This is a genomic window from Streptomyces specialis (assembly GCF_001493375.1).
In the GTDB taxonomy this organism is placed as follows: domain Bacteria; phylum Actinomycetota; class Actinomycetes; order Streptomycetales; family Streptomycetaceae; genus Streptomyces; species Streptomyces specialis.
On the sequence record NZ_LN929763.1, the window covers coordinates 136,345 to 155,960 of the forward strand.

At 70.1% G+C, this 19,616-nt stretch carries 18 protein-coding genes, 1 pseudogene and 1 CRISPR repeat array (1 of these 20 running past the window's edge); of the genes and pseudogenes, 9 read left to right on the forward strand and 10 right to left on the reverse strand.

The window, feature by feature from the left end; translation table 11 throughout:
* Positions 1–657: direct repeats of the CRISPR family, unit length 30 nt; unit sequence GTTGTGACCCCCGGTAGGGGCGATGAGGAC; it begins 240 nt to the left of the window's first position.
* A 379-nt stretch (positions 658–1,036) separates the two neighbouring features.
* The 6 genes from BN2279_RS04305 to BN2279_RS04330 form a co-directional block, all read right to left on the reverse strand.
* Positions 1,037–2,734 carry a relaxase/mobilization nuclease domain-containing protein gene (locus BN2279_RS04305; protein ID WP_059006577.1) on the reverse strand — a complete coding sequence of 566 codons (1,698 nt, stop codon included), beginning with the start codon at positions 2,732–2,734 and terminating at the stop codon, positions 1,037–1,039.
* The gene (mobC, locus tag BN2279_RS30210; RefSeq protein WP_234347422.1) at positions 2,731–3,141 is read right to left on the reverse strand and encodes a plasmid mobilization relaxosome protein MobC; all 411 of its coding nucleotides are present in this window, start codon (positions 3,139–3,141) and stop codon (positions 2,731–2,733) included. The genes BN2279_RS04305 and mobC overlap by 4 nt, the downstream gene beginning before the upstream one ends.
* 525 nt (positions 3,142–3,666) lie before the next feature.
* A complete protein-coding gene (locus BN2279_RS04315; RefSeq protein WP_059006582.1) occupies positions 3,667–4,641 on the reverse strand; it encodes a DUF2637 domain-containing protein in 975 nt (324 codons plus the stop codon).
* The gene (locus BN2279_RS04320) at positions 4,638–5,204 is read right to left on the reverse strand and encodes a WhiB family transcriptional regulator (RefSeq protein WP_059006583.1); all 567 of its coding nucleotides are present in this window, start codon (positions 5,202–5,204) and stop codon (positions 4,638–4,640) included. Before BN2279_RS04320 ends, BN2279_RS04315 begins: the two co-directional genes overlap by 4 nt.
* A gap of 112 nt (positions 5,205–5,316) precedes the next feature.
* Positions 5,317–6,012: an ATP-binding protein gene (locus BN2279_RS04325; protein ID WP_059006585.1), complete on the reverse strand. Its 696-nt coding sequence runs from the start codon at positions 6,010–6,012 to the stop codon at positions 5,317–5,319.
* Entirely contained in the window at positions 6,012–7,028 is a 1,017-nt protein-coding gene (locus tag BN2279_RS04330; RefSeq protein WP_059006587.1) for a hypothetical protein, read from the reverse strand. Before BN2279_RS04330 ends, BN2279_RS04325 begins: the two co-directional genes overlap by 1 nt.
* Before the next feature lie 608 nt (positions 7,029–7,636).
* Between BN2279_RS04330 and BN2279_RS04335 the strand changes: the two genes are divergently transcribed.
* The 7 genes from BN2279_RS04335 (at position 7,637) to BN2279_RS04365 (ending at position 13,809) form a co-directional block, all read left to right on the forward strand.
* The gene (locus tag BN2279_RS04335; protein WP_059006589.1) at positions 7,637–8,089 is read left to right on the forward strand and encodes a helix-turn-helix domain-containing protein; all 453 of its coding nucleotides are present in this window, start codon (positions 7,637–7,639) and stop codon (positions 8,087–8,089) included.
* A 78-nt stretch (positions 8,090–8,167) separates the two neighbouring features.
* Entirely contained in the window at positions 8,168–8,827 is a 660-nt protein-coding gene (locus tag BN2279_RS04340) for a regulator component (protein WP_234347424.1), read from the forward strand.
* Entirely contained in the window at positions 8,821–10,035 is a 1,215-nt protein-coding gene (locus BN2279_RS04345; RefSeq protein ID WP_234347429.1) for an MAB_1171c family putative transporter, read from the forward strand. Before BN2279_RS04340 ends, BN2279_RS04345 begins: the two co-directional genes overlap by 7 nt.
* A complete protein-coding gene (locus tag BN2279_RS04350; RefSeq protein ID WP_059006591.1) occupies positions 10,032–11,210 on the forward strand; it encodes a cytochrome P450 family protein in 1,179 nt (392 codons plus the stop codon). Before BN2279_RS04345 ends, BN2279_RS04350 begins: the two co-directional genes overlap by 4 nt.
* A gap of 77 nt (positions 11,211–11,287) precedes the next feature.
* On the forward strand, positions 11,288–11,674 hold the full coding sequence (locus BN2279_RS04355) for a hypothetical protein (protein ID WP_199827626.1): 387 nt from the start codon (positions 11,288–11,290) through the stop codon (positions 11,672–11,674).
* Between the two features lie 378 nt (positions 11,675–12,052).
* On the forward strand, positions 12,053–12,718 hold the full coding sequence (locus BN2279_RS04360; protein ID WP_199827627.1) for a hypothetical protein: 666 nt from the start codon (positions 12,053–12,055) through the stop codon (positions 12,716–12,718).
* Positions 12,715–13,809 carry a caspase family protein gene (locus BN2279_RS04365; protein WP_079031841.1) on the forward strand — a complete coding sequence of 365 codons (1,095 nt, stop codon included), beginning with the start codon at positions 12,715–12,717 and terminating at the stop codon, positions 13,807–13,809. The genes BN2279_RS04360 and BN2279_RS04365 overlap by 4 nt, the downstream gene beginning before the upstream one ends.
* Positions 13,810–13,917: 108 nt before the next feature.
* Here BN2279_RS04365 and BN2279_RS29735 read toward each other — a convergent pair whose 3' ends face one another.
* Positions 13,918–14,382 carry a hypothetical protein gene (locus BN2279_RS29735; protein ID WP_199827628.1) on the reverse strand — a complete coding sequence of 155 codons (465 nt, stop codon included), beginning with the start codon at positions 14,380–14,382 and terminating at the stop codon, positions 13,918–13,920.
* Positions 14,383–14,570: 188 nt separating this feature from the next.
* Between BN2279_RS29735 and BN2279_RS29740 the strand changes: the two genes are divergently transcribed.
* Together BN2279_RS29740 and BN2279_RS04380 are read left to right on the forward strand one after the other, a co-directional pair.
* Entirely contained in the window at positions 14,571–14,963 is a 393-nt protein-coding gene (locus BN2279_RS29740) for a hypothetical protein (protein WP_059006596.1), read from the forward strand.
* Positions 14,964–15,175: 212 nt separating this feature from the next.
* The gene (locus BN2279_RS04380) at positions 15,176–16,105 is read left to right on the forward strand and encodes a WD40 repeat domain-containing protein (RefSeq protein ID WP_234347432.1); all 930 of its coding nucleotides are present in this window, start codon (positions 15,176–15,178) and stop codon (positions 16,103–16,105) included.
* Positions 16,106–16,581: 476 nt separating this feature from the next.
* Here the strand turns inward: BN2279_RS04380 and BN2279_RS31140 are convergent.
* From BN2279_RS31140 to BN2279_RS04395, 3 genes and pseudogenes are all read right to left on the reverse strand, one after another.
* A pseudogene (locus BN2279_RS31140) lies at positions 16,582–16,719 on the reverse strand (dienelactone hydrolase family protein); the annotation flags it as partial.
* Between the two features lie 1,235 nt (positions 16,720–17,954).
* Positions 17,955–18,776: an SPDY domain-containing protein gene (locus BN2279_RS04390; RefSeq protein ID WP_079031827.1), complete on the reverse strand. Its 822-nt coding sequence runs from the start codon at positions 18,774–18,776 to the stop codon at positions 17,955–17,957.
* Positions 18,773–19,609: a winged helix-turn-helix transcriptional regulator gene (locus tag BN2279_RS04395; protein WP_059006604.1), complete on the reverse strand. Its 837-nt coding sequence runs from the start codon at positions 19,607–19,609 to the stop codon at positions 18,773–18,775. Before BN2279_RS04395 ends, BN2279_RS04390 begins: the two co-directional genes overlap by 4 nt.
* Between the last annotated feature and the right edge of the window lie 7 nt (positions 19,610–19,616).

The following is a 19,616-nucleotide window of genomic DNA, read 5'->3' on the forward strand; positions in this document are numbered from 1 at the left end:
CCGTTCGTGACCTCATCCCCTACCTAAAGTTGTGACCCCCGGTAGGGGCGATGAGGACCCGGAGGTCCGTTCGTGACCTCATCCCCTACCTAAAGTTGTGACCCCCGGTAGGGGCGATGAGGACTTCGTCGGCCGCCCCGGGGAGTACGCGGGCGACGGCAGGTTGTGACCCCCGGTAGGGGCGATGAGGACTCGTCCCGCCGTTCTAGCCAGAACGGCGCTTCAACGATGTTGTGACCCCCGGTAGGGGCGATGAGGACGATCGGCAACCACCCGCACTTCATCCGCGCCGCCCTGTTGTGACCCCCGGTAGGGGCGATGAGGACTGCTGGAACGCGTCGGCGTTCCGCTCGATCACCGGGTTGTGACCCCCGGTAGGGGCGATGAGGACCCCGATGCCTTGGATTGAGAACCTCCGGCCCCGCGCGTTGTGACCCCCGGTAGGGGCGATGAGGACCTCATCGCCTGCGGCGCCTGCCCCCAGTACTACACGTTGTGACCCCCGGTAGGGGCGATGAGGACGTGTCCGGGCAAACCCTCGCGTGCGAGGCGCTGTACACGTTGTGACCCCCGGTAGGGGCGATGAGGACGCGAGTGGGCCGAGAGCATCAGCGTCTACGGCCGCGAGTTGTGACCCCCGGTAGGGGCGATGAGGACCCCACAGTAAAGCCGCAGGTGGTAGCGGCATTGCGTTGGCGGTCATCGGCACATTCTGCAGCAGATGGCCGGTGGTGCCGATCAAGCCGGTGTGTCGCTGAAATCGGAGGACAGGCGGCTGAGGGGCCACCGACACGGCTAGTTTCTTCAAATGCTGACGCTGAGCAGCGGCAGGCGCTGACACAGTATCGCGAGAGTGCGCGCGACGGTCGCGGTCGTTGAGGTGCTGACGGCCGTCTACTCGGCGACACATCGGAGCACGGAGGTGATGCCTCCCTTACGTGGAACCTCGTGGAGCGGCTGCTCGGCTCACCGGTGGCGACTGAGGAATGCGCCCTGAGGATTCCGTCTCGTCGTCGGTTGTTCCCTGGGAGGCGTGCTAGCGACTCGGCGGACGGCTGATGTGATGCGCACCGCTGGACTCGCGAGGCGTGGCTCGGGCCGGGAGATCCTGAGCGCGCGCTGGGCTGGCCGTCGAGCGCCATGGCTTCGGGGCCGGGCCGGGCTTGAGATCGGCCAGACGGTGCAGGCGCCAGATCAGGACCTCGTTGATGTTGTCGGCGGTGTGTAGTTCGCGCATGGCGACGGCTCGGTGCAGGAGCGTCTCGGGGGCGTGGCCGGTCTGCTGGGCGTGGGCGAGGGTGGCGAGTAGGGCGGGGTGGGTTGGGTCGGCGCCGGCTTGTTGGAGTTCGTCGGAGAGCGCGGTGCGGAGCAGTGATTCGTAGGTGCGGCGTTGAGGTTGGGGAAGTGCTTGGCCCCGGTCGTGGAGTGCCCGCAGCGGAGTGGTTGCGGCCTGACGGTACGCAGTGCGGAGGTGGTCGGCTGCTTGGCGAGAGGCGGCGGCTTGTTGGGCGTGGCCGTGGGCGGTGTGCCAGCGGGCGGCGGCCAGGGTGACCAGGACGAGGGTGGACAACAGCATGGCGGCTGCGGCGTCGTCTTCTCCTCGGCCGAGCGCGGCGCCGGCCTGGGTGATGCTATGGGCGGCCATTCGCAGTGCTCGGTGATGCTGGTGAGCGGCGTGGATGTGGCTGCGGGTGGCGCGTGCGAAGGCGCGGGCGGCGGCGGTTAGTTCGGTGCGGCTGGTGGCGGGGGAGGTGCTCGCGGTGGCGTCGAGGAGTTCGCCGATGCCGATGAGGTGTGCGGCGGCCCGCTCGTCGTTGGCCCAGAGTCCTGGGGTCGGCTCAGCGATCGCGGCGGCGTGGCGGCGTGCCTCCGCGGGGGAGGACCGCTCCACGGACGTGTCGGTCGTTGGGGTCAGGCGGTTGCGGATCTTGGGGAGGGAGAGGTCGGGGGCGAGGGTGGAGCCGGCGAACCAGATGGGGGCGTTGTTCGCGTTGCGGTCGCCGGGGAGGGCGACGGCGTAGCCGAGGAGGTCGCCGGAGGGGGCGTGGCGGAGTTTGATGCGCAGGCCCGCTTCGCGGAGGCGCGCGAGGAACTCCTCCTCGGTCGTGGCCCCGGCGACGGCCTGGCGGACGGCTTCGCGCAGGGTCTGGCGCGGCGGGTCTGGGCGGCCGGTGCGGTCGGCCTTGAAGCGTTCGGCGCTGGGGGGGGTCTTCGCTGCGGTGCCGTCGCCGGGGTTCAGACGGCGAAGCCCCCGGTCTCGTTCGATGCGGCGGCATTCGGCTTGGGCCCTTTTGAAGTCGTAGTTCATGCGGGGGAGGCGGAGGTCGCCGCGGACGGTCGTGGCGAGGATGTGGATGTGGTCGTCGGCGTGGCGGACCGCGACCCAGCGGCAGCCGTCCGGGTCACCGTCGGGGGCGAGGCCGGCGGCTGTGACGAGGCGGCGGGCGACGTCGCCCCATTCTTCGTCGGTCAGGTGGCGGTCTTCGGGGGCGGTGCGCGCGGAGCAGTGCCAGACATGCTTCGCCGGGGCCTTGGTGCCGGCTTGCTTGACGCGTAGGTCCAGGACCGCAGCGAGCTGGGCGAGCGTGGCGTCGGGATCGCGGCCGGGGTCGGGGGCGAAGCCGTCCCAGCTCCCGACGAGGTGCGGGTCGGTGTGCTCGTCGCGTTTGCCCGGGCCGTAGAGGTAGGCCAGCAGGCCATGGGTACGTGAGCCGCGCCGGATCTTCGGGATCACCGGGCGCGCTGTGTCACCAGGGTGTCGGCTGCCGCGTCGACACGGGCCAGGGTCCGGATCAGTACGGCAAGGGCATGGTCGAGTGCGCGGGGGTGGACCTGGCCGCCGGAGTTGTGGATGCGGGCGATCTGGTTGATGTTGTTGCCGACCCGCGAGACCTGCGTACGTAGCGCCGCCAGTTCGTCGACGGCGGCGTCCAGGCGCTCGTCGGTGTCGATCGTGACTTGGCCCCGGGCGGTGGCGAGACCTGCGGCGGCGAGGAAGTGTGCCGCCGTGATGGCCCTCTTGTCGGCGGCTGCGAGGATTTCGGCGGCCTCCGTGTCCGAGAGACGTGTGGTCAGCCTGCGGACGCGCTGGGTCGTGTTGCGTCGGCGGCGACGCGGCTTGCGGTGGGGGAACGCCGGCATCGCGGGCGGCGGGGTTTCGTCGGTATCTGGGAGGGCGGCGTCGGCGGTCGGCGGCTGTCGGGGTTCCGCGTCTGCCAGGTCCTCGTGCGCCCTCGTACGGGGACCAGCCGCGGGGACCTGTGCGTACGACGGGCCGTAGGACCGCCGTACGCGACAACTTGCTCCGCCGGAGGCCCGATCGGGGAAGCTCTCCGCTTCGTTGGTTGCCGGTGCCGGGTCTGGAAAGGTCATTGGCTCGGGCCCGTGGTGCGCTGCTGGATGTCGTGGACAGCGTGCTCGATGCGCACGGCGGCGAGGCGGCGATGGTGCACGGGCCGGGTTCCGTCGGGACTTGGTTCGGCGTTGCCGACCTGACCGTATCGGCGTGCGACGGTCAGTCGACACCACACCTCGGGTGCGGTTACTGGGGGCGTGGGCATGAAGAATCCACTTCTGCCTTGGGCGATTCGATACGGAGGATGTGTTCCGGTGGGTCTCGACCCGTGCGCGGCGCGGCACGGACATCCCGCCGGAAACGACGGTTGCTCAGTCCCGGTGCGGGGTGACTGGGGTGCCGTCCTGCTGTCGGAGCTGGACCATCAACGAGGTCAGGGTGTCGTTGGACAGCGGAATCCGCTGTCCGCGGATGGCCTGGGCGACCACTCTGCGGGTCAGTTTGTTCTCAGCCCTGACCGCTGCCCGTGCGATGCGCAGCAGTTCCTCGGTGCTCGCGGTGCCTCGCCGGACAGCCGGGGACCGTCCGCGGTGGGTGACCGGTTCGGCGGCAGCCGGCGGCTGTCCGCCCGTCGCCGTTGCTTCCGGGCGGCCGCTCAGGCTTGACCAGACGACGGGTCGGCGGTGATGACCTGGCCGAGTCGTCGGACGGGCGTAGGCTCCGGACGGTGTTGCCCTGCTCCCGATCGCTGTCCGGGCAGCCGGGCCTTGTCGGCGCGGTGACGGTCGCGGCTCGCCGACCGGATCGATTGGGGAGTCGGACACCGGGTGACGGCGTCCTGTCCGGTCGGCTCGGCTGACCGAGATGTGTTCGGGCCGGAGGAAGGCGTTCGCGTCACGGGGACCTCGATTGACCGGTCGCCGCGCGATGAGGATGTAGAGGTGGACGGCTCCCGCGAGGGCCAGTGGGGCGAGGGCGGACAGGGCGCCGACGACCATGTCGTCCAGTCGCAGGCCGGTGGCCGCGGTGGTCTGTTGGTTGAGTCTGACCGCGTGCACCGCGTTGGCCCAGATACTCGCGCAGGTGGCGACACCGAAGAGTGACCAGACGTAGAGGCGGGCTCGCAGCGGTGAGTTGCGCAGGACGAGCAGGGCGCGGACTCCATAGGCGATGAAGCCGTCGATCACCACAGGGAAGAGGTAGCTCAGGATGCCCCGGACGTGGATGGTCACCGCCATCTGCTGGAGGGCGTCGTAGGAGAGGGCACATGCGGCGCCGCCCAGGGCGATCACGACGGCGCGGTCCCAGGGGGTGATGGGCGCGGTGTCGGGCGAAGCGGTGCTCATGCCGCCGTTCCGTAGTCGTCCCTGCCGAGGCGGTCGTCTGTCGGCTCGATGAGTGGGGAAGGACCCGGCATCCCGTGCAGCTCGCGGTGTCGGAGTGCGCGGCGCGTCTCGCGGTACAGCTTCTGGGCGTGTTCCTCCGTGATCTTCAGGAGCCAGGCGAGACGTTCCTCGCTGACGCCGCCGCGGTAGGCGGCGTGGACGACGGCTCGGCGCTCGACCTTGGTGAGGTGGATGTCGCGTCCTGCCAGTACGGCGTTGACCCTGCTGTGGTCGAGGCGATGAAGGCTCGCCTCGTGCAGCGGCTTGCGTTCCTCCTCGGTCATGCCGCCGCGGATGCCGTATGTGTCGTTGCTGTCCAGAGCGGCCTGTAGGCAGGTCTCGCGGACGGGGCACTGGCCGCACAAAGCCTTCGCGGTGCTGATCCTCTCGATCTCGTCCGGGGCGGGGAAGAACAGGTCGGGGTCCACGGCGTGGTGCTCCGTCGGTCGGCAGGCTGCCCGGTCCTGCCAGGTGTGGTCACCCAGTGCCCGGTGGCGGGCAGGGCTGATCGACTTCGTTGACATGGGGGTGGCTCCGATCACTCGCGGCGCGCCGGCGGTCGCGGGGGAGGGCGCGCCGAGTCGGCTGGTTCCTGGGATGCGGATAGTCGGCCCGGCGGACGTGACCGGGAGCCGGTCAGGCCGGGCGCAGGCGTCTGCGGTCGACCGGTTCGAACTCGACCCGGGTGGTCATCTGCGCGAGGCGGGAGGTGACGCGGTCGCCGAGGCAGGCGCGCAGGTCCTTGATGGCGAGGTTGGTCGTCACGAGGGTCGGAAGCATGAGGTTGTACCGGCGGTTGATGAGGCGGTAGGTGACTTCCTCGACCCATTCGCTCGGTTTTGCGGCGCCGAGATCGTCGAGGAGCAGCAGCGGGCAACGGCTGACGGCCGCCAGTTCCCGTTCGCTGTCGGCTCCCGGCCGCGGGCGCAGGTCGGCGTACAGGTCGGCGGCGGTGGTCGCGCGCCATCGGACGCCGATACCGGCTTGGCGCAGGGCACGGATCGCGCCGTATGCCTGGTGGGTCTTGCCGGCGCCGACGACCCCGGCCATCAGCAGACTCGGCCCGGTCGCGACCTGCCGCCGCGCACCGGTGTTCGGGGCGACGGCGTGCCGGACGACCTCCCGGACCCAGGCGATGACCTGCGGGTGATCCGCCGTCGCGTTCCGGTAGCGCGGGGGCAGGCCCGCTGAGGAGGAATCCGCCGCCGGGGCCGCCGCGGGCTCCTCGGCTGGTTCCGTGCTGACGGCCGGATCGATGTCGCGCTCCGCCAGGATGCGGACCATGCGGTTCAGGACTCCCTCGCCGAGGCGGTGCGGATCACGTGTGCGCATCACAGCTCCTCGGCGTAGGCGGCGGCGTCGACCGGCGTGGTCCACGGCTGATGAGCGGGCACGTTAGGGCGGATTCCCGGCGGCGCCAAACCTGGGCGCGGTGCGTTCATGGAGTCGTTCACCAGGCTCGGGAGGCGGCTCGGATGCCCCTGGATCTCGGCGAAGCGCCGCAGTCCGGCGCGAACATGCTCGACCGCGATGCCCTCGGTCAGCAGCCTCTTGGCCAGGCGGCCGAGGTGCCCGAGCACGTCAGCCGGCGGGCGTTCGGCGCAGGCCGTGACGTACTCGGCGATGAGGTCGCCCGCCGACGCGGTGGCGGCGGGCGCTGAGCGCCCCGAAGGAAGAACAGATCCAGGATCCAAGATCCTTGATCCAGGCGCCGAGTCCTCGCCGAGTCCTCGGGGAACCCTCGGTGAGGCTTCCGGGAGCGGCCCTTGACGTGCGTGTCCGGCCTGGCCCCGGCCCTGAGACGCGATGACGCCGACGAGGGCTCTCTCCTGTACGGCCGCCGGGTGTTGCTCTTCGTCGTGGGGATGGGCGGGTGCCGGGAGGGCGCGGCGCTCGCGGGTTCGGGGAGGGTTCGGCGACCCCTCGCCGAGCTGTCGCGAAGGCGGCTGAGGCCGGTTGGCCTCGGTGCACGCCCCTCTGCACGGACCGCAGCGGTCGGTCGGGTGGTGCTGGGGGCAGGCGGGGAGCCGGGACTGGCTCGGTTTGTCGATCTTCTGGTGCTCGAACCAGCCCACGATGTGCAGGTAGCGCTTGCCGTCGCAACCGGTGTACCGGCAGATCAGCCCGGCACCGGCGAGTTGGTGCAGGTCGTCCTCGACGTGCACCGGGGTGTGCTCGGCGCGAAGAGGCCACAGGACGCCGGCGATGATGGCCGCGTTGTCCCGGTGACGGCCCTGGTCGTCGGCCTGGGTGAGCAGACCGATGAAGGTCAGCACCGCCGTGACCGAGCACTCGGCGCATCGCTCGTTGATGAACAGGTCGGGCTTGACCGTGCGGATACGCGCCATGTCAGTGCCTCCTGCCCGTGGCCGGGTCCCTCGGAGGGGTGAACGTCTCCTCTGCGAGAGGGAAGCGCCGGGAGGACGGGAGAGCCCCGTTGTCGGGGAGGGAGGGGCCGAGGTGGACGGGGAGAGAACAGGGCATCGAGTCGGTGTTCGGGCATGCCGACGGTCCGCTTGGCGAGGCAAGCATGTGATACTCCATTGCTTGTAGCAGCGCGGTTCGGCGGTCTGCGTGCAAGGCGCCGCCGCCCGCGAGTTGTGAAACGGCTTTTTAGGGAGCCGGTCCGGCGTCCTGGAGGTGATGACTCCATGACGCCGGTTCAGATCGGTGGCGGATGTATTTCCGCCGAGCGGGTATCGCCTCCTCTCCCCGAGCCGGTTGCCGGCACGGTGATCATGTTCGGGGAGCAGCACCATAGGGTGATCAGCGGTGCACGTCCAGCCTGCTTGGAACCATTCCCACCTGCGGCGGAACACTCTGGTGGATGGCTGTGCGCATCACCGTACACTCCAGTTGTCTCTGTGCCGTTTAAATGCTGGGCGCGCCTCGCGTGCGCCGATCCCCCTTCACCGGAGTGGGTAGGGTATTTCTCGGGGGGCGAGAAAGGGCGGGCATGGCTGGGGAGTATGGGAGGGCATTCGCGGAGCGCCTGGACTACTTGTTCCGGGAAGTGCGTCCGAACGGTCGCGACTCCTACACGTACGCCGAAGTGGCGCAAGGCATCCGGGAGATGACGAGCAGCGAACTGGCCATCTCGGCCAGCGCCATCCAGCAGCTTCGGACCGGCGCCAAGTCGAACCCCAAGATGCAGACGATCAAGGCGTTGGCCGACTTCTTCGGGGTACCGGCGGGCTACTTCTTCGACGAGGAGGTGGCTGAGCGCACGCGAGCGGAGATCCGGCTCATCGCGGCCATGCGCGATCGGGAGGTGCGCAAGGTGGCCCTTCGCGCGAATGGCCTGAGCACATCGAGCCTGAACATGGTCGCCACGGTGATCGAGCAGGCGCGCCGCTTGGAAGGGCTGCCTGTGGATCCTGATGAGCAGGATCTGGATCTGGAGGATTAGCAGCAGGCGTCGCCTTCTGCCTTCCATCGGCTGGTCGCACTATCCGCTGATGTGGGCCGGGCGCCTGCCATCTGGCCGATGAATGCCGCGACTTGCGCGCCGCGCTGCTGGAGGATCATTTCCGTCGTTGGCATCCTGGCTGCTCCGGAACGCGCGCATCTGAAGCGCTGCGTCCTGGCCGAGGAGGTCGCCATGTCCTTGCCAACCCGGGAAGTGGAACGGCTCCGCCATTCATGCGAAGAACGGATTGACAGTCTGGGACTGCCGCACCGCTTCACGACACGCCAGTTGCGCGACGCGATCGCGCGTCTGCGTGACAGGCCCATCATTCTCAAACCACTACGGACCCTGGGAACCGTAGAAGCCCCCTGCGGGATTCGCCTGGAAACGCCGGGGGCCGATCTCCTCTTCTACGAGGAGGGCACCTCACTGCTGCACCAACGGCACATTCTCACTCACGAGTTGTGCCATGTCCTGTGCGATCACCCGGGCAGTCTGGAGGTGGACGTCGAAACCGCGCACGCTCTCGGCTTCAACCCGACTCTCATCCTCCGCATGTCCGGCCGGACCAGCTACGCGACGGACGACGAGCGCGAGGCGGAGATGATGGCGACCGTCATCCGGCAGCGCATCTACCGCGGCCGTGAACAGCCCGCCAGCCGACCGGCCGAGGGCGCCGAGCGCTGGGAGGCTTTGTTCGCCAAGCCCAGGAGGAAGGCGCGATACCGCCCGTGGTGAACGTCTTCTTCCTCGCTACCGCCGTCGCCCTTGCCGTCGCCGCCGGCTACTGGGTCTTCGGACGCGGCACGCCCCGCCCTGCCGGAACCTGGGCCATGGGCGCGGTGCTCATCTCCTTCGCCGGTGCCTTCGCCTCCTATACGCCGATGGTGGCCGGGGCCATCGAAGCGGTGGTGCCGCAGTCCGCCCGCCTGCTCAGCAATTCGTTCAGCCTCGCCGCGGCGACATCGGTCCTCATCTTCATGCTGCAGCTCGGCTTCGATCCCGAGGAGGCCGGCCGCCGTACTCGGCCGCGCCTGCTGCTTCTTGCCGTGGGCGTCAGCGCGATGACGTTGCTGTTCCTCGTCGAACTCGCGACCCAATCGCCGCAGGTGTACGGCCTGTACATCCTGGTCTACATCACCTTCCTGACACTCGCGGTGAAGGACTTCTTGCACGAGGTCTGGCGCCAGTCGATGTCCGCCAAACGCTTCAGCCTGCGCATCGGCCTGCGCCTGACCGCCGCCGGATGTGTGTTCGCCCTGATTTACGCGGCCTACAAGGTGATCGCGACGGTGGCCGTCGTCCTCGGCACGCACCTCGTGCCCGATCACCACGGCTGCACCTCACTGGTGTCCTCGCCGTGCGTCTTCAGCGCGACCGCACCGGGTCTGGCCGTTCTGCTGATCACCGTGGGGCTCACGCTCCCCGCCGTCACCTGGCCCATCGGACAAGCGCTGCGGCGCCGTTGGGAAGCTGCGTCGTTCCGGGCCCTCGGTCCGCTGTGGCAGGACCTGTCGAGTGCGACGCCGGAGATCGTTCTGTCTTCGTCGGCCGACGCCGATGGCGAGCATCCCGACGACTTGGACTTCCTCCTCCACCGCCGGGTCATCGAGATCAACGACGGCATCCTCGCTCTCCGGCCCTACAGATCCGAAGCCGTCCGGGAATCCGCATACCGGGCCGTCGTGGTGAGCGGGAAGGCGGGAACCGAAGCGGGGGAGGCCATGGTCGAGGCGACGGTCCTCCAGGCCGCTGTCCGGGCGAAGCGGGCAGGCCGCCCAGTCGGTGACGAAACCCCTCTCCCGGCTTCCGCTATCGTTTCGCGGGCCGGCGACCTCCGTGCCGAGACCCGGTGGCTCCTGCGGCTCGCCCATGCCTACGCGGATACCGCAACCCGCCTCGCGGCGAACGAGCCTCTCCGACAGCGGAAGTTCGAGAACTCATGACCGACCCGACGCACGATCCCCGCTTCTTCCAGAACCCGTACCCCTTCTACGCCCGGCTCCGGTCGACCGGGCCCGTGCAGCCGCTCCCGGGCGGTTCGGGTGGGCGACAGAGCTACGTCGTCACTGGTCATGCCGAGGCCCGGCAGGCGCTTGCTGATCCGAGGCTCTCCAAGGACACCGGCGCGTTCTTCGCCGGGCGGCCGTCCCGGCGTCGGCTTCACCCCGCCGTCTCGCGCAACATGCTGGCCTGCGACCCGCCGGAGCACACCCGCCTGCGCCGCCTCGTGACCAAGGCGTTCACCTCCGGGTCCGTCAACGCCATGCGCCCGTACATCGAGCAACTGACCGACAGCCTGCTGGACCAGTGGCCCGTCGGCGGGAAGGTGGACCTCGTCGCCGGCCTGGCCGTTCCCCTGCCCGTCACAGTGATCTGCGAACTGCTCGGAGTACCGGAAGCCGACCGGCCGGACGTGAAGCGATGGTCCGGCGAACTGTTCGCCGCCGGAGACCCCGAGACCATCGACGCGGCATCCCATGAGATGGCCACCTATATGACCGGCCTGATCGCGTCGAAGCGCCGGCAACCGGGGAACGCGCTCCTGGACGAACTCATCGCCGTCCGCGACGGAGGAGATCACCTCAGCGAGGCCGAACTTGTCTCCCTCGCCATCCTGCTGATCGTGGCCGGGCACGAGACGACCACCAACCTCATCGGCAACGCCACTCTCGCCCTGCTCCAGCACCCGGCCGAACTCGCCCGTGTCCGGCGCGATCCGAGCCTGATCGGTGACTGCCTGGACGAACTGCTGCGCTACGACTCGCCGCTCAGCACGGCGACCTTCCGCTACACCACCGAGGCGGTCACCCTCGGCGGCACCGACATCCCGGCCGGATCTCCGGTGCTGGTCGCCCCGGGCGCGGCCAATCGGGACCCTGAGCGGTTCCCGTCACCCGACGAGCTGGACCTTGCGCGAGATGCCACGGGCCACCTGTCGTTCGGCCACGGCATCCACCGCTGCCTCGGAGCACCACTCGCCCGAGCGGAATCCGAGATCGCCCTGCGAGCGGTGCTGACCCGCTTCCCCGCCCTCCGCCTGGCAGTACCGCCCGATCAACTCCAATGGCGCCGCACCCGCCTGATGCGCGGCCTGGCCTCCCTGCCGCTGATGACGTGATCCGGGAAGTCTGTGCACAGTTGCTCCGGGGCATCGCTAAGCCTGACTGTGGGACGTCCAGCCACAAGGGGAGACCGATGAAGCCGATGCCGACCACTGCTGACGTAGCGCTCGCCGAACCGACGAAGCCGAAGCCGCAGCCGCGACCGGAGCACTCGGCTGAACGTCCGGGCGGCCCGAACGCCGCTCGATGCGTCCGTCACCCGGAGGAACTGGCACTCCGGGGGATTCCCGTCCTGTGCCCGAGCTGTCTGGCCCACCGGGACTGGCTGCTGATCAACCAGGGCCGACACATCTGGATCCGCTGCCGATGCGGGGCACAGTGGCTGGAGCCGGAGATCACTCGCGCCGACTTCGACGCCATGCTCGACGCCCCGGAGTGGGCCGTCTATCCGAGTATTCAGTCAGCGATGACCGCGCTCGGGTTCGACAGCGTCTTCTGCGGCGCCTATCTGCCGCGGTAAGTGCCGCTAACGCAACCAGTGACCTCCGCTGGGCCACGAGGCAGCAGGGGCGTGCGAAGAAGTCCCCGTGGATGGGGTTGGTCGTTCCCAGGGGTTCGTCGCTGGTTGTATCCGAGTGATCTGTCGCTATCTTCGGGCAGTCTCGGGCCCCGCGCCGAGAGCCTGGTAGCTGCCTGGTGCACTTGTGAGCGAGGCATGCCGGGGTGTGTGCGGTCCGTAGAATGCGGGTCCTCGGGAGGGCGGTGGGGCGTGGCTCGGGTGGGGCCCTTCCCTTCTCCCCATCTGCCCCTCCTGTCGCGGATGGTCGACGTGCTTCGTGGGAGAGGGAGGGATGTGTTCCGGCCGGCGGGGCGGATGCTGGGGGTGGGGGACCCCCGGGTGACGGCTGCGGATGTGGAGCCGGGGTTCGAGGCGGAGTTGCTGGCGGCGTGGTGGGCGGAGGCGGCCCGGACCGATCCGGGTGTGGTGCCGCCGGGTACGGAGACGCTGGTCAGGGTTCCGGGGTCGGTGCAGGCGGCGTTACGTGCGCTGTCGGGGTCGCGGTTCTTTTCGGGGGTGGCGCTGCGGGCGATGGTGCTGGATCTGAAGCAGGTGCACCGCTATGTGACCGATCAGGAGGTGCGGTGCCGGGTGCGGCAGCGGGTGCTGGACGCTGTGGATGACGACACGCGGGTGGTGGTGGCGCACTCGCTGGGCTCGGTGGTGGCGTACGAGGCGTTGTGCGCCGAGCCGGGTCACGGGGTGCGGGCGCTGGTGACGCTGGGCTCGCCGCTGGGCATACCGAACCTCATTCTCGACCGGCTCCAGCCCCCGCCGGTGGTGCTGGGCGGGACGGCGCGCGGAATATGGCCCGGGGGCGAGAATCTGGTCTGGACGAATCTGGCGGATGAGGGGGACGGGGTGGCGCTGGTCAAGGATCTGCGGCCGGTGTTCGGGGAGCGGCTGCGGCAGGGGCTGGTGCACAACGGGTCGCACGCGCACGACGCCTCGGCGTATCTGACGGACCGGCTGTGCGGGGCGGCGATCGCGGCGAGCCTGTCATGACCGGCCCGGAGGACGAGCCCGGCGCGGGGCCGCGGCGGTTCCTGATCGCGGCGGCAGTCGCCCGGTACCCGAAGCACCCGGGGTGGGACCGGCCGGATCTGGTGGAGGCGCGCGAGCGGGTGATCGAGGTGTTCACCCGGAAGCTGGGCTACCGGCACCAGACCGCGCTGGGGATGGACCCGACTCGGGCCCAGCTCACCGACCAGTTACGGGCGTTCTGCCGGTCCGGCGATCGGCGCGAGGACGACCTGCTGGCGGTCTACCTCTCCGGACACGGTGAGGTGCTGGACGAAGGCCGCGACCACGTCCTGCTCCTGTCGGACACCGACCCGGCCGACTTGTCCTACACCTCGCTGCGGACGGCGGACCTGGCCGGGGTGATCCTGCGGGACACCGGGGTGCGGCGGCTGCTGCTGATGCTGGACACCTGCTACTCGGGACAGGGCGGCAACGAGCTGGCCGCGGCGGCGCTGGAGCGGATCAGTGCCCAGTGGAAGACCGGGGACGGCTCCGGGCTTGTGGTCGTCTCCTCGGCCCAGCCGCACCAGCAGGCCGACACCGGATTGTTCCCGCGGCTGCTCACCGAGGCGGTGGACAGCCTGGCCACCGCCGGGCACGGACCGGACACGCTGTCGGTGTCGGCGGTGGCCCAGCACATGAACGCGCCAGCCGCCGACCGGCCTGCGTACCAGCAGATCACACTGACCCAGATCGGGCTGACGGGCGAGCCGCCACCATTCTTCCGCAATCCCCGCCACAGCCCCAGGCTGACCGGGGTCGATCTGGCCATCCAGCAGGCGGCGGAGTTCGACGAGCAGGCCCAGCGACGGGAGACCGAGCTGACCACCCGCCTGCTGGTCCGGGCCATGGGCTACCACGGCGACGCGACGCAGGGCTGGTGGTTCACCGGCCGCCGCCAGGCCCTGGCGGATCTGGCACGCTGGCTCAACACGCCCGCCACCAATGGTTCTTCGCCGTGCCGGGTGGTCACCGCAGGGCCAGGGTCGGGCAAGACCGCCGTGCTGGGCCTGATCGCCGCCCTGACCCACCCCGAACGCCGCCGCACCGTCCTGGCTCTTATACAAATCTGACGCTGCCGACGAAGAGGAGGGTCGAGCGAGTGGAGGTGGAGGACGATAGGATAAACAGAAGAATCGAAACACAGCCCCCCCTCCCCTCTCCGCCGGCAGCGCCGGATGTCAATAACACACACCCCCCCCACCGTCCCCCTGGACACCCTCGCCCTCACCCCGGACCTCCTCCCGCGACAGGACACCGTCGACGTCGCCGTCTACGCCCAGAACCTCACCGACGACGACGTCCTGCGCGCCCTGTCCGCCGCCGCCGGCGTGCGCGCGGTCACGGTCGGGGAACTCCTCGACGCCCTCCCGGAGCGAGAACGGCCGTTCACCGCGCTGATCGACGCGCTGGACGAGGCCGCCACCCCCGACACCCTGTGCTCCCGCGTCCTGCGCCCGCTGATCGACCACGCCGGCGGCCGGATCCGGCTGCTGCTGGGCACCCGCCCCTACCTCCTGGACCGCCTGGGTATCCCTGCCGGGCAGCGCCACTTCGGCGGCCCGGTCATCGACCTGGACCATTTCCTCTACGCTGACCCCGCCGCGCTGACGACATACGCCGCCCGCAACCTCCTTGAAGCCCACCGCACCTCCCCTACCGCCGCGATCCCCAGGCGCTGCGCCCGGTCGCCCCCGCCATCGCCGAGACCGCCGGCACCTCCTTCCTGGTCGCCCGCATCACCGCCGGCACCCTCGCCGCCGCCGACCACACCGTCCCTGACCCCCACGACCCCGCCTGGCGCGCGAGCCTGCCACGCCTGCCCGGCGACGCGATGCGCAACGACCTCGCCCGCCTGGGCCACCACACGCAAAGGGCCGTTGACCTGCTGCGGCCCCTGGCCTTCGCCGAAGGCCAGGGCCTGCCTTGGGAAGACATCTGGGCCCCCCTGGCCTCAGCCATCCCCGGCCGCACCTACACCGACGACGACCTGATGTGGCTGCGGGCTGCCGCCGGCTCCTACGTCGTCGAAGCCACCGAACACGGCCGCCCCGCCTACCGCCTCTACCACCAAGCCCTTGCCGAACACCTCCGCCACCACACCAGCCCCCAGGCCATCCACCAGGCCTTCACCGACACCCTCATCGACCGTGTCCCCTACCACCCCGACGCCACCCGCGACTGGTCCCGCGCCCACCCCTACACACTAACTCTTCCACACATTTGACGCCGCCGAGTCGCAGCATACCATAACACATGGCTGTCACAGTATAGTTCGTACAACGTGTATTGTAAACTGAGACTCAGAGCATAAGCCGCCGAGTGGGTGCGGTGGCGTGTGCGGTGCTCGACGGCCGTCCGGTCGCTGTCACCGGCGGCGACTATGACGGGGCGGTGCGGGTGTGGGATCTGGCGGCGGGTGAGCCGGTCGGGCAGCCGATGACCGGCCACGGCGGTCCGGTGGGTGCGGTGGCGTGTGCGGTGCTCGACGGCCGCGCGGTGGCTGTGACCGGCGACTATGACGGGGTGGTGCGGGTGTGGGATCTGGCGGCGGGTGAGCCGGTCGGGCAGCCGATGACCGGCCACAGCGGTCCGGTGGGTGCGGTGGCGTGTGCGGTGCTCGACGGCCGCGCGGTGGCTGTGACCGGCGGCGACTATGACGGGGTGGTGCGGGTGTGGGATCTGGCGGCGGGTGAGCCGGTCGGGCAGCCGATGACCGGCCACAGCGGTCCGGTTTTCGCGGTGGCGTGTGCGGTGCTCGACGGCCGTCCGGTCGCTGTCACCGGCGGCGACTATGACGGGGCGGTGCGGGTGTGGGATCTGGCGGCGGGTGAGCCGGTCGGGCAGCCGATGACCGGCCACACCATCCCGGTGCGTGCGGTGGCGTGTGCGGTGCTCGACGGCCGTCCGGTCGCTGTCACCGGCGGACACGACGGGGTGGTGCGGGTGTGGGATCTGGCGGCGGGTGAGCCGGTCGGGCAGCCGATGACCGGCCACAGCCGCCGAGTGGGTGCGGTGGCGTGTGCGGTGCTCGACGGCCGTCCGGTCGCTGTCACCGGCGGCGACTATGACGGGGTGGTGCGGGTGTGGGATCTGGCGGCGGGTGAGCCGGTCGGGCAGCCGATGACCGGCCACAGCCGCCCGGTGCGTGCGGTGGCGTGCACGGCGCTCGACGGGCAGCCCGTTGCCGTCAGCATCAGCGCAGACGACACGGTGCGGATGTGGAATCTGCGGACGGGTGAGGCCGAAGGAATCATCATCACGGCCGCGGCCCAGGCCATGGCCGTAACCCCGGACGGCGACCTCATCCTGGCAATGAACCGCGACATAGCCGTCTTCGCCCGCCGTCCGCCCGACACGGCACGCTGACCGGAGCCTGCGTTCGGCCTGTGACCACCGCTTCCCGAGCCCGACACTGCCGGGCTCAAGGCGAGGCGGCTCACGCTGGGTCGGGCCCCGGCCCCGGCCCCGGTGCGCGGTCCGGGTGTCCTGGTGCCGGGAGGTGGGCGCGGAAGAGGGCCACGAATTCCCATACGTGCGGGGTGTCCGCGGGCTCGTGGTACTCCTAAGTGTCCTTGCCGGTGAAACCGTGGGACGCGCCCTCGTAGATCGCGGCGTCGCGGGGGACTCCCGCAGTCAGTGGCATGTTCAGGCGGTCGATCTGCTGGGGCCCTCCGTGGCCAGGGGCGACGAGGCGAGCAGCGCAGATAGTGCTCGGAGTCCTCGCCCACGACGTCCGGGGCCAGGGACCGGAACGGGGGCCGTACCTGGGTGAAGAGTTCCGCGCCCCGGACGGAGTCGACGAACGGCGGCGGCGAGAACACCGGTGCGCGTCCGGCGCGGTGGTAGACAGTGGGCACCAGGACCGTGTAGCCGTGCGACGCCAGCCGGTCGGCCATGGTCCGCGTCCAGGGGCGCCAACTCAGGGCGTCGGTGTACATCAGGACGCCGGGGTACGGTCGGCCGTCGGCGGTGGGCGACATAGGCGTCGGCCTCTCTCGCCCGTAGGCACGCCGACCGGTGCGCCGGTCACGGTGTCCGCTGTCAAACTCGTTCTCCTCTTGTTTGGAGGCTCTGCACCCCGAACGCCCGGCGGGACATTCCACGGACGGTCGCGATGACGTACCCGAGTCCCCCAGCGCCTCGTCGAGGGGCTTGGTCCAGCGCAGACGAAAATACTTACTGATCGCATCAGCGAGTTCACACAGCACACCAGCATTGCCCCGACTGCGTGAGTGAATAGCCGTTCTACTCACCGGAACAACCTCGAAGCGATCACGTACGGAAGGCGATGGTGCCTGTAGCGAGTAGTCGCTGTGCCGAGAACAGCAGCGGGCGGTCAATGACCGCGCCTCGGGCCCGGGGACTTCGGGGGTGGGGATGAGCGCTGGGTCGGGAGCTGTCCCTTATACACCTCTGACGCTGCCGACGAAGAGGATAGTGGAGGTGTCGGGGAGCGCTAGCACATTAGGGCGAGGTTCGGCGCGGCGGGGGGGGGGGGGGGGGGGGGGGGCGGGGGGGGGGGCGGCGGGGGGGGGGGGGGGGCGGGGGCGGGGGGGGGGTGGGGGGTTGACGAGGGCGGCGTGCATCGCCGCGACCAGGTGGTTCGGGGTGAGGGACGACGCGGTTGCCTGCCACTGTTTGCCGGGTGGGCCGGCCGTCACCAGCCAGCGGGCCTCGCGGCCGGTGATCTCGTCCTGGTGGAGGAGATGCTGCTGGCGTAGGTGGACTTCGGCCAGGCCGTCCGGTGAGCGGAAGGAGACGCCGGTGTCGGCGTAACGATGGCTCCAGTCCGCTGCCGCGAGTGGGGTGGCGGCGTCGAGGCGTGCGGACAGTGTGTTGGAGCCGGCGAGGTAGGAACGGGGGCCGTCGCGGTGCGCGGCTGCGAGCCGTTCCGTGAAGCCCGCGACGATCTCGGTCGGAGTGTCGAGGTCGAACGTGACGAGCCAGTGCGGCGCGATGAACGGATCGGCATACGCGGTGAACTTCCAGAGCACTTCCTCGCCTTCCGGCAGGTAGCCCACCCGTACCGTCTGGTCGGGAGCGGTGATGTAGACGTTGGCGAGCTCATCACGGGTCAGCTCCCAGCCCGCGTCCCGCAGGGGCCGGATGGCGGGATCACCGGTGTAGGTCGGTCCGGCCAGGTAGCGAGGGGTGACGTGGTACTCGCGCCAACGCTCGGCGTCCGGGATGTGTGGCACAGATGCTCCGGTGCAGGTCAACGACCGCGCGGTGGGGAGGCCGACGGCGGGGTGGTGGGGCCCGGCGGCGTGGGTGGTCGCGTGCCGAGTTGCTGACGGTGAGGGGTACGTGCGAGGGCGGCTGCCGAACGCGGGGCGGGGGTCGTGTCGGCGGGCTTGGCCGTGACGTAGGGAAGGTTGCGCTCCGGGATGGCGTGCAGGGGGCGTTCCACCGGAGTCGGGCTGCTGAGGGCGAGCGTGGCCTCGCGGATCAGGTGCAGTGGTGTGGCGGCGGTGAAGTGGGCCTGCCAGCGTTCGCCGTTGACCTGCTCGACTCCGGCGTACATCGTCCACTGGGCCGGACACCGGCCCTCCAGCTCCGCGTACTCGTCGAAATCGCGTGTGCTCAGGCGCAGGTATGCGTGGCTGTCGGGGGAGTGCCGGTAGAGATGCCCGGCGGCCTCACTCGATTCCCAGCCGCGCTCCGCCAGGATGCCGATCGGGCTGATGGGGCGATGGTCGTGGTCTGCGGTGTTCAGCCACTGGTCGAGCGCCGCGGTGAAGGCGGTGGTGATCTCGGCGGGAGTGCTCCCGGAGAAGGTCGCGGTCCAGAGGGGCATGCCCAGGGGCTCGCGGTACTGAGTGATCCTCCATCCGCCGTCCTGATCGGTGAACTGGGCGACCAGTACGTCGTGGCAGGGGCCGGCGAGCAGCGGGCCCGCCCGGGTGACCACCCTGCCCCAACGTCCCGTGCCGCGCAGAGAAGTCTCGATGGCGGTGGTGTCCCCGGGGCCGGCGAGATAGAGCGGGTGGACCAGCATCCGCGTGTGGGGAGCGAGCCGGTCCGGCGAGGACGTCATCGGTGGCGGGGGGGGAAGGACTGGGCGGTGACCGCCGCCGGCACCGGCCGCTGAGGCTGGGGCGCATGGCTGAACAGCCCGTCGGTCGCGACCGTCGTACGGCGCAGCGCGGCCGTCGAACGGGGATCGGGTGGCGTCGGTCGCGATGCCGCGTGATCCTGGGTGACCGTCGCCGTGGGGGAGGCGCTGGGCGGGCGCCCGGCGAGAATGTCACCCCAGTGCGAGACGGCGCCGTAGACGGGACCCAGCCCGCGGGCCGCATCCGTCAGCAGGTAGGGGGCACCGTGGTGCGGGCCGTCGCGGGTGACGAGGCCGTCGAGTTGGAGGCGGATGAGGCGCTGCCTCGCCATGCCGTTGTCCAGCCCGGCCCCCTCGGCGATGTCGACGAAACGGGAGGGGCCTTCGGCGTCGAGGAACTGGATCACGGCCGTGGAGTGACGCAGATGCAGTCGGCCGAGTGCGTCTTCGATGCGCTCGGCGTCGGCCACCGGGTCGGGGCGCACCTGTGCGCGCGACCATTCCGACAAGGCGCGGTGCACGGGTTCGAGAGCCGAGCCATGGGTGCTCAGCCGGTAGGGGGCGCCACGTCGGTCGTCCGGACGCGTCACCAGGCCGTCGGCGTGCATGTGCGACAGACGCTTGTGCAGGAGCTGGGTGGCGACGAACGGCAGTTGTTCGGCGATGTCGCGCAGGCGCATGGGACGGTCGTGCTGGGCCAGGGTTTGCGCGCACCATGTGGTCCACTTCGGGGCGATCAGGGAAAGCGTCTTCTCGACGTGCTCGGTGTCGACGGCGGTGATAAGGGTGTTTCCGGCGGAGGCGGCATTGGACATCGCGGGG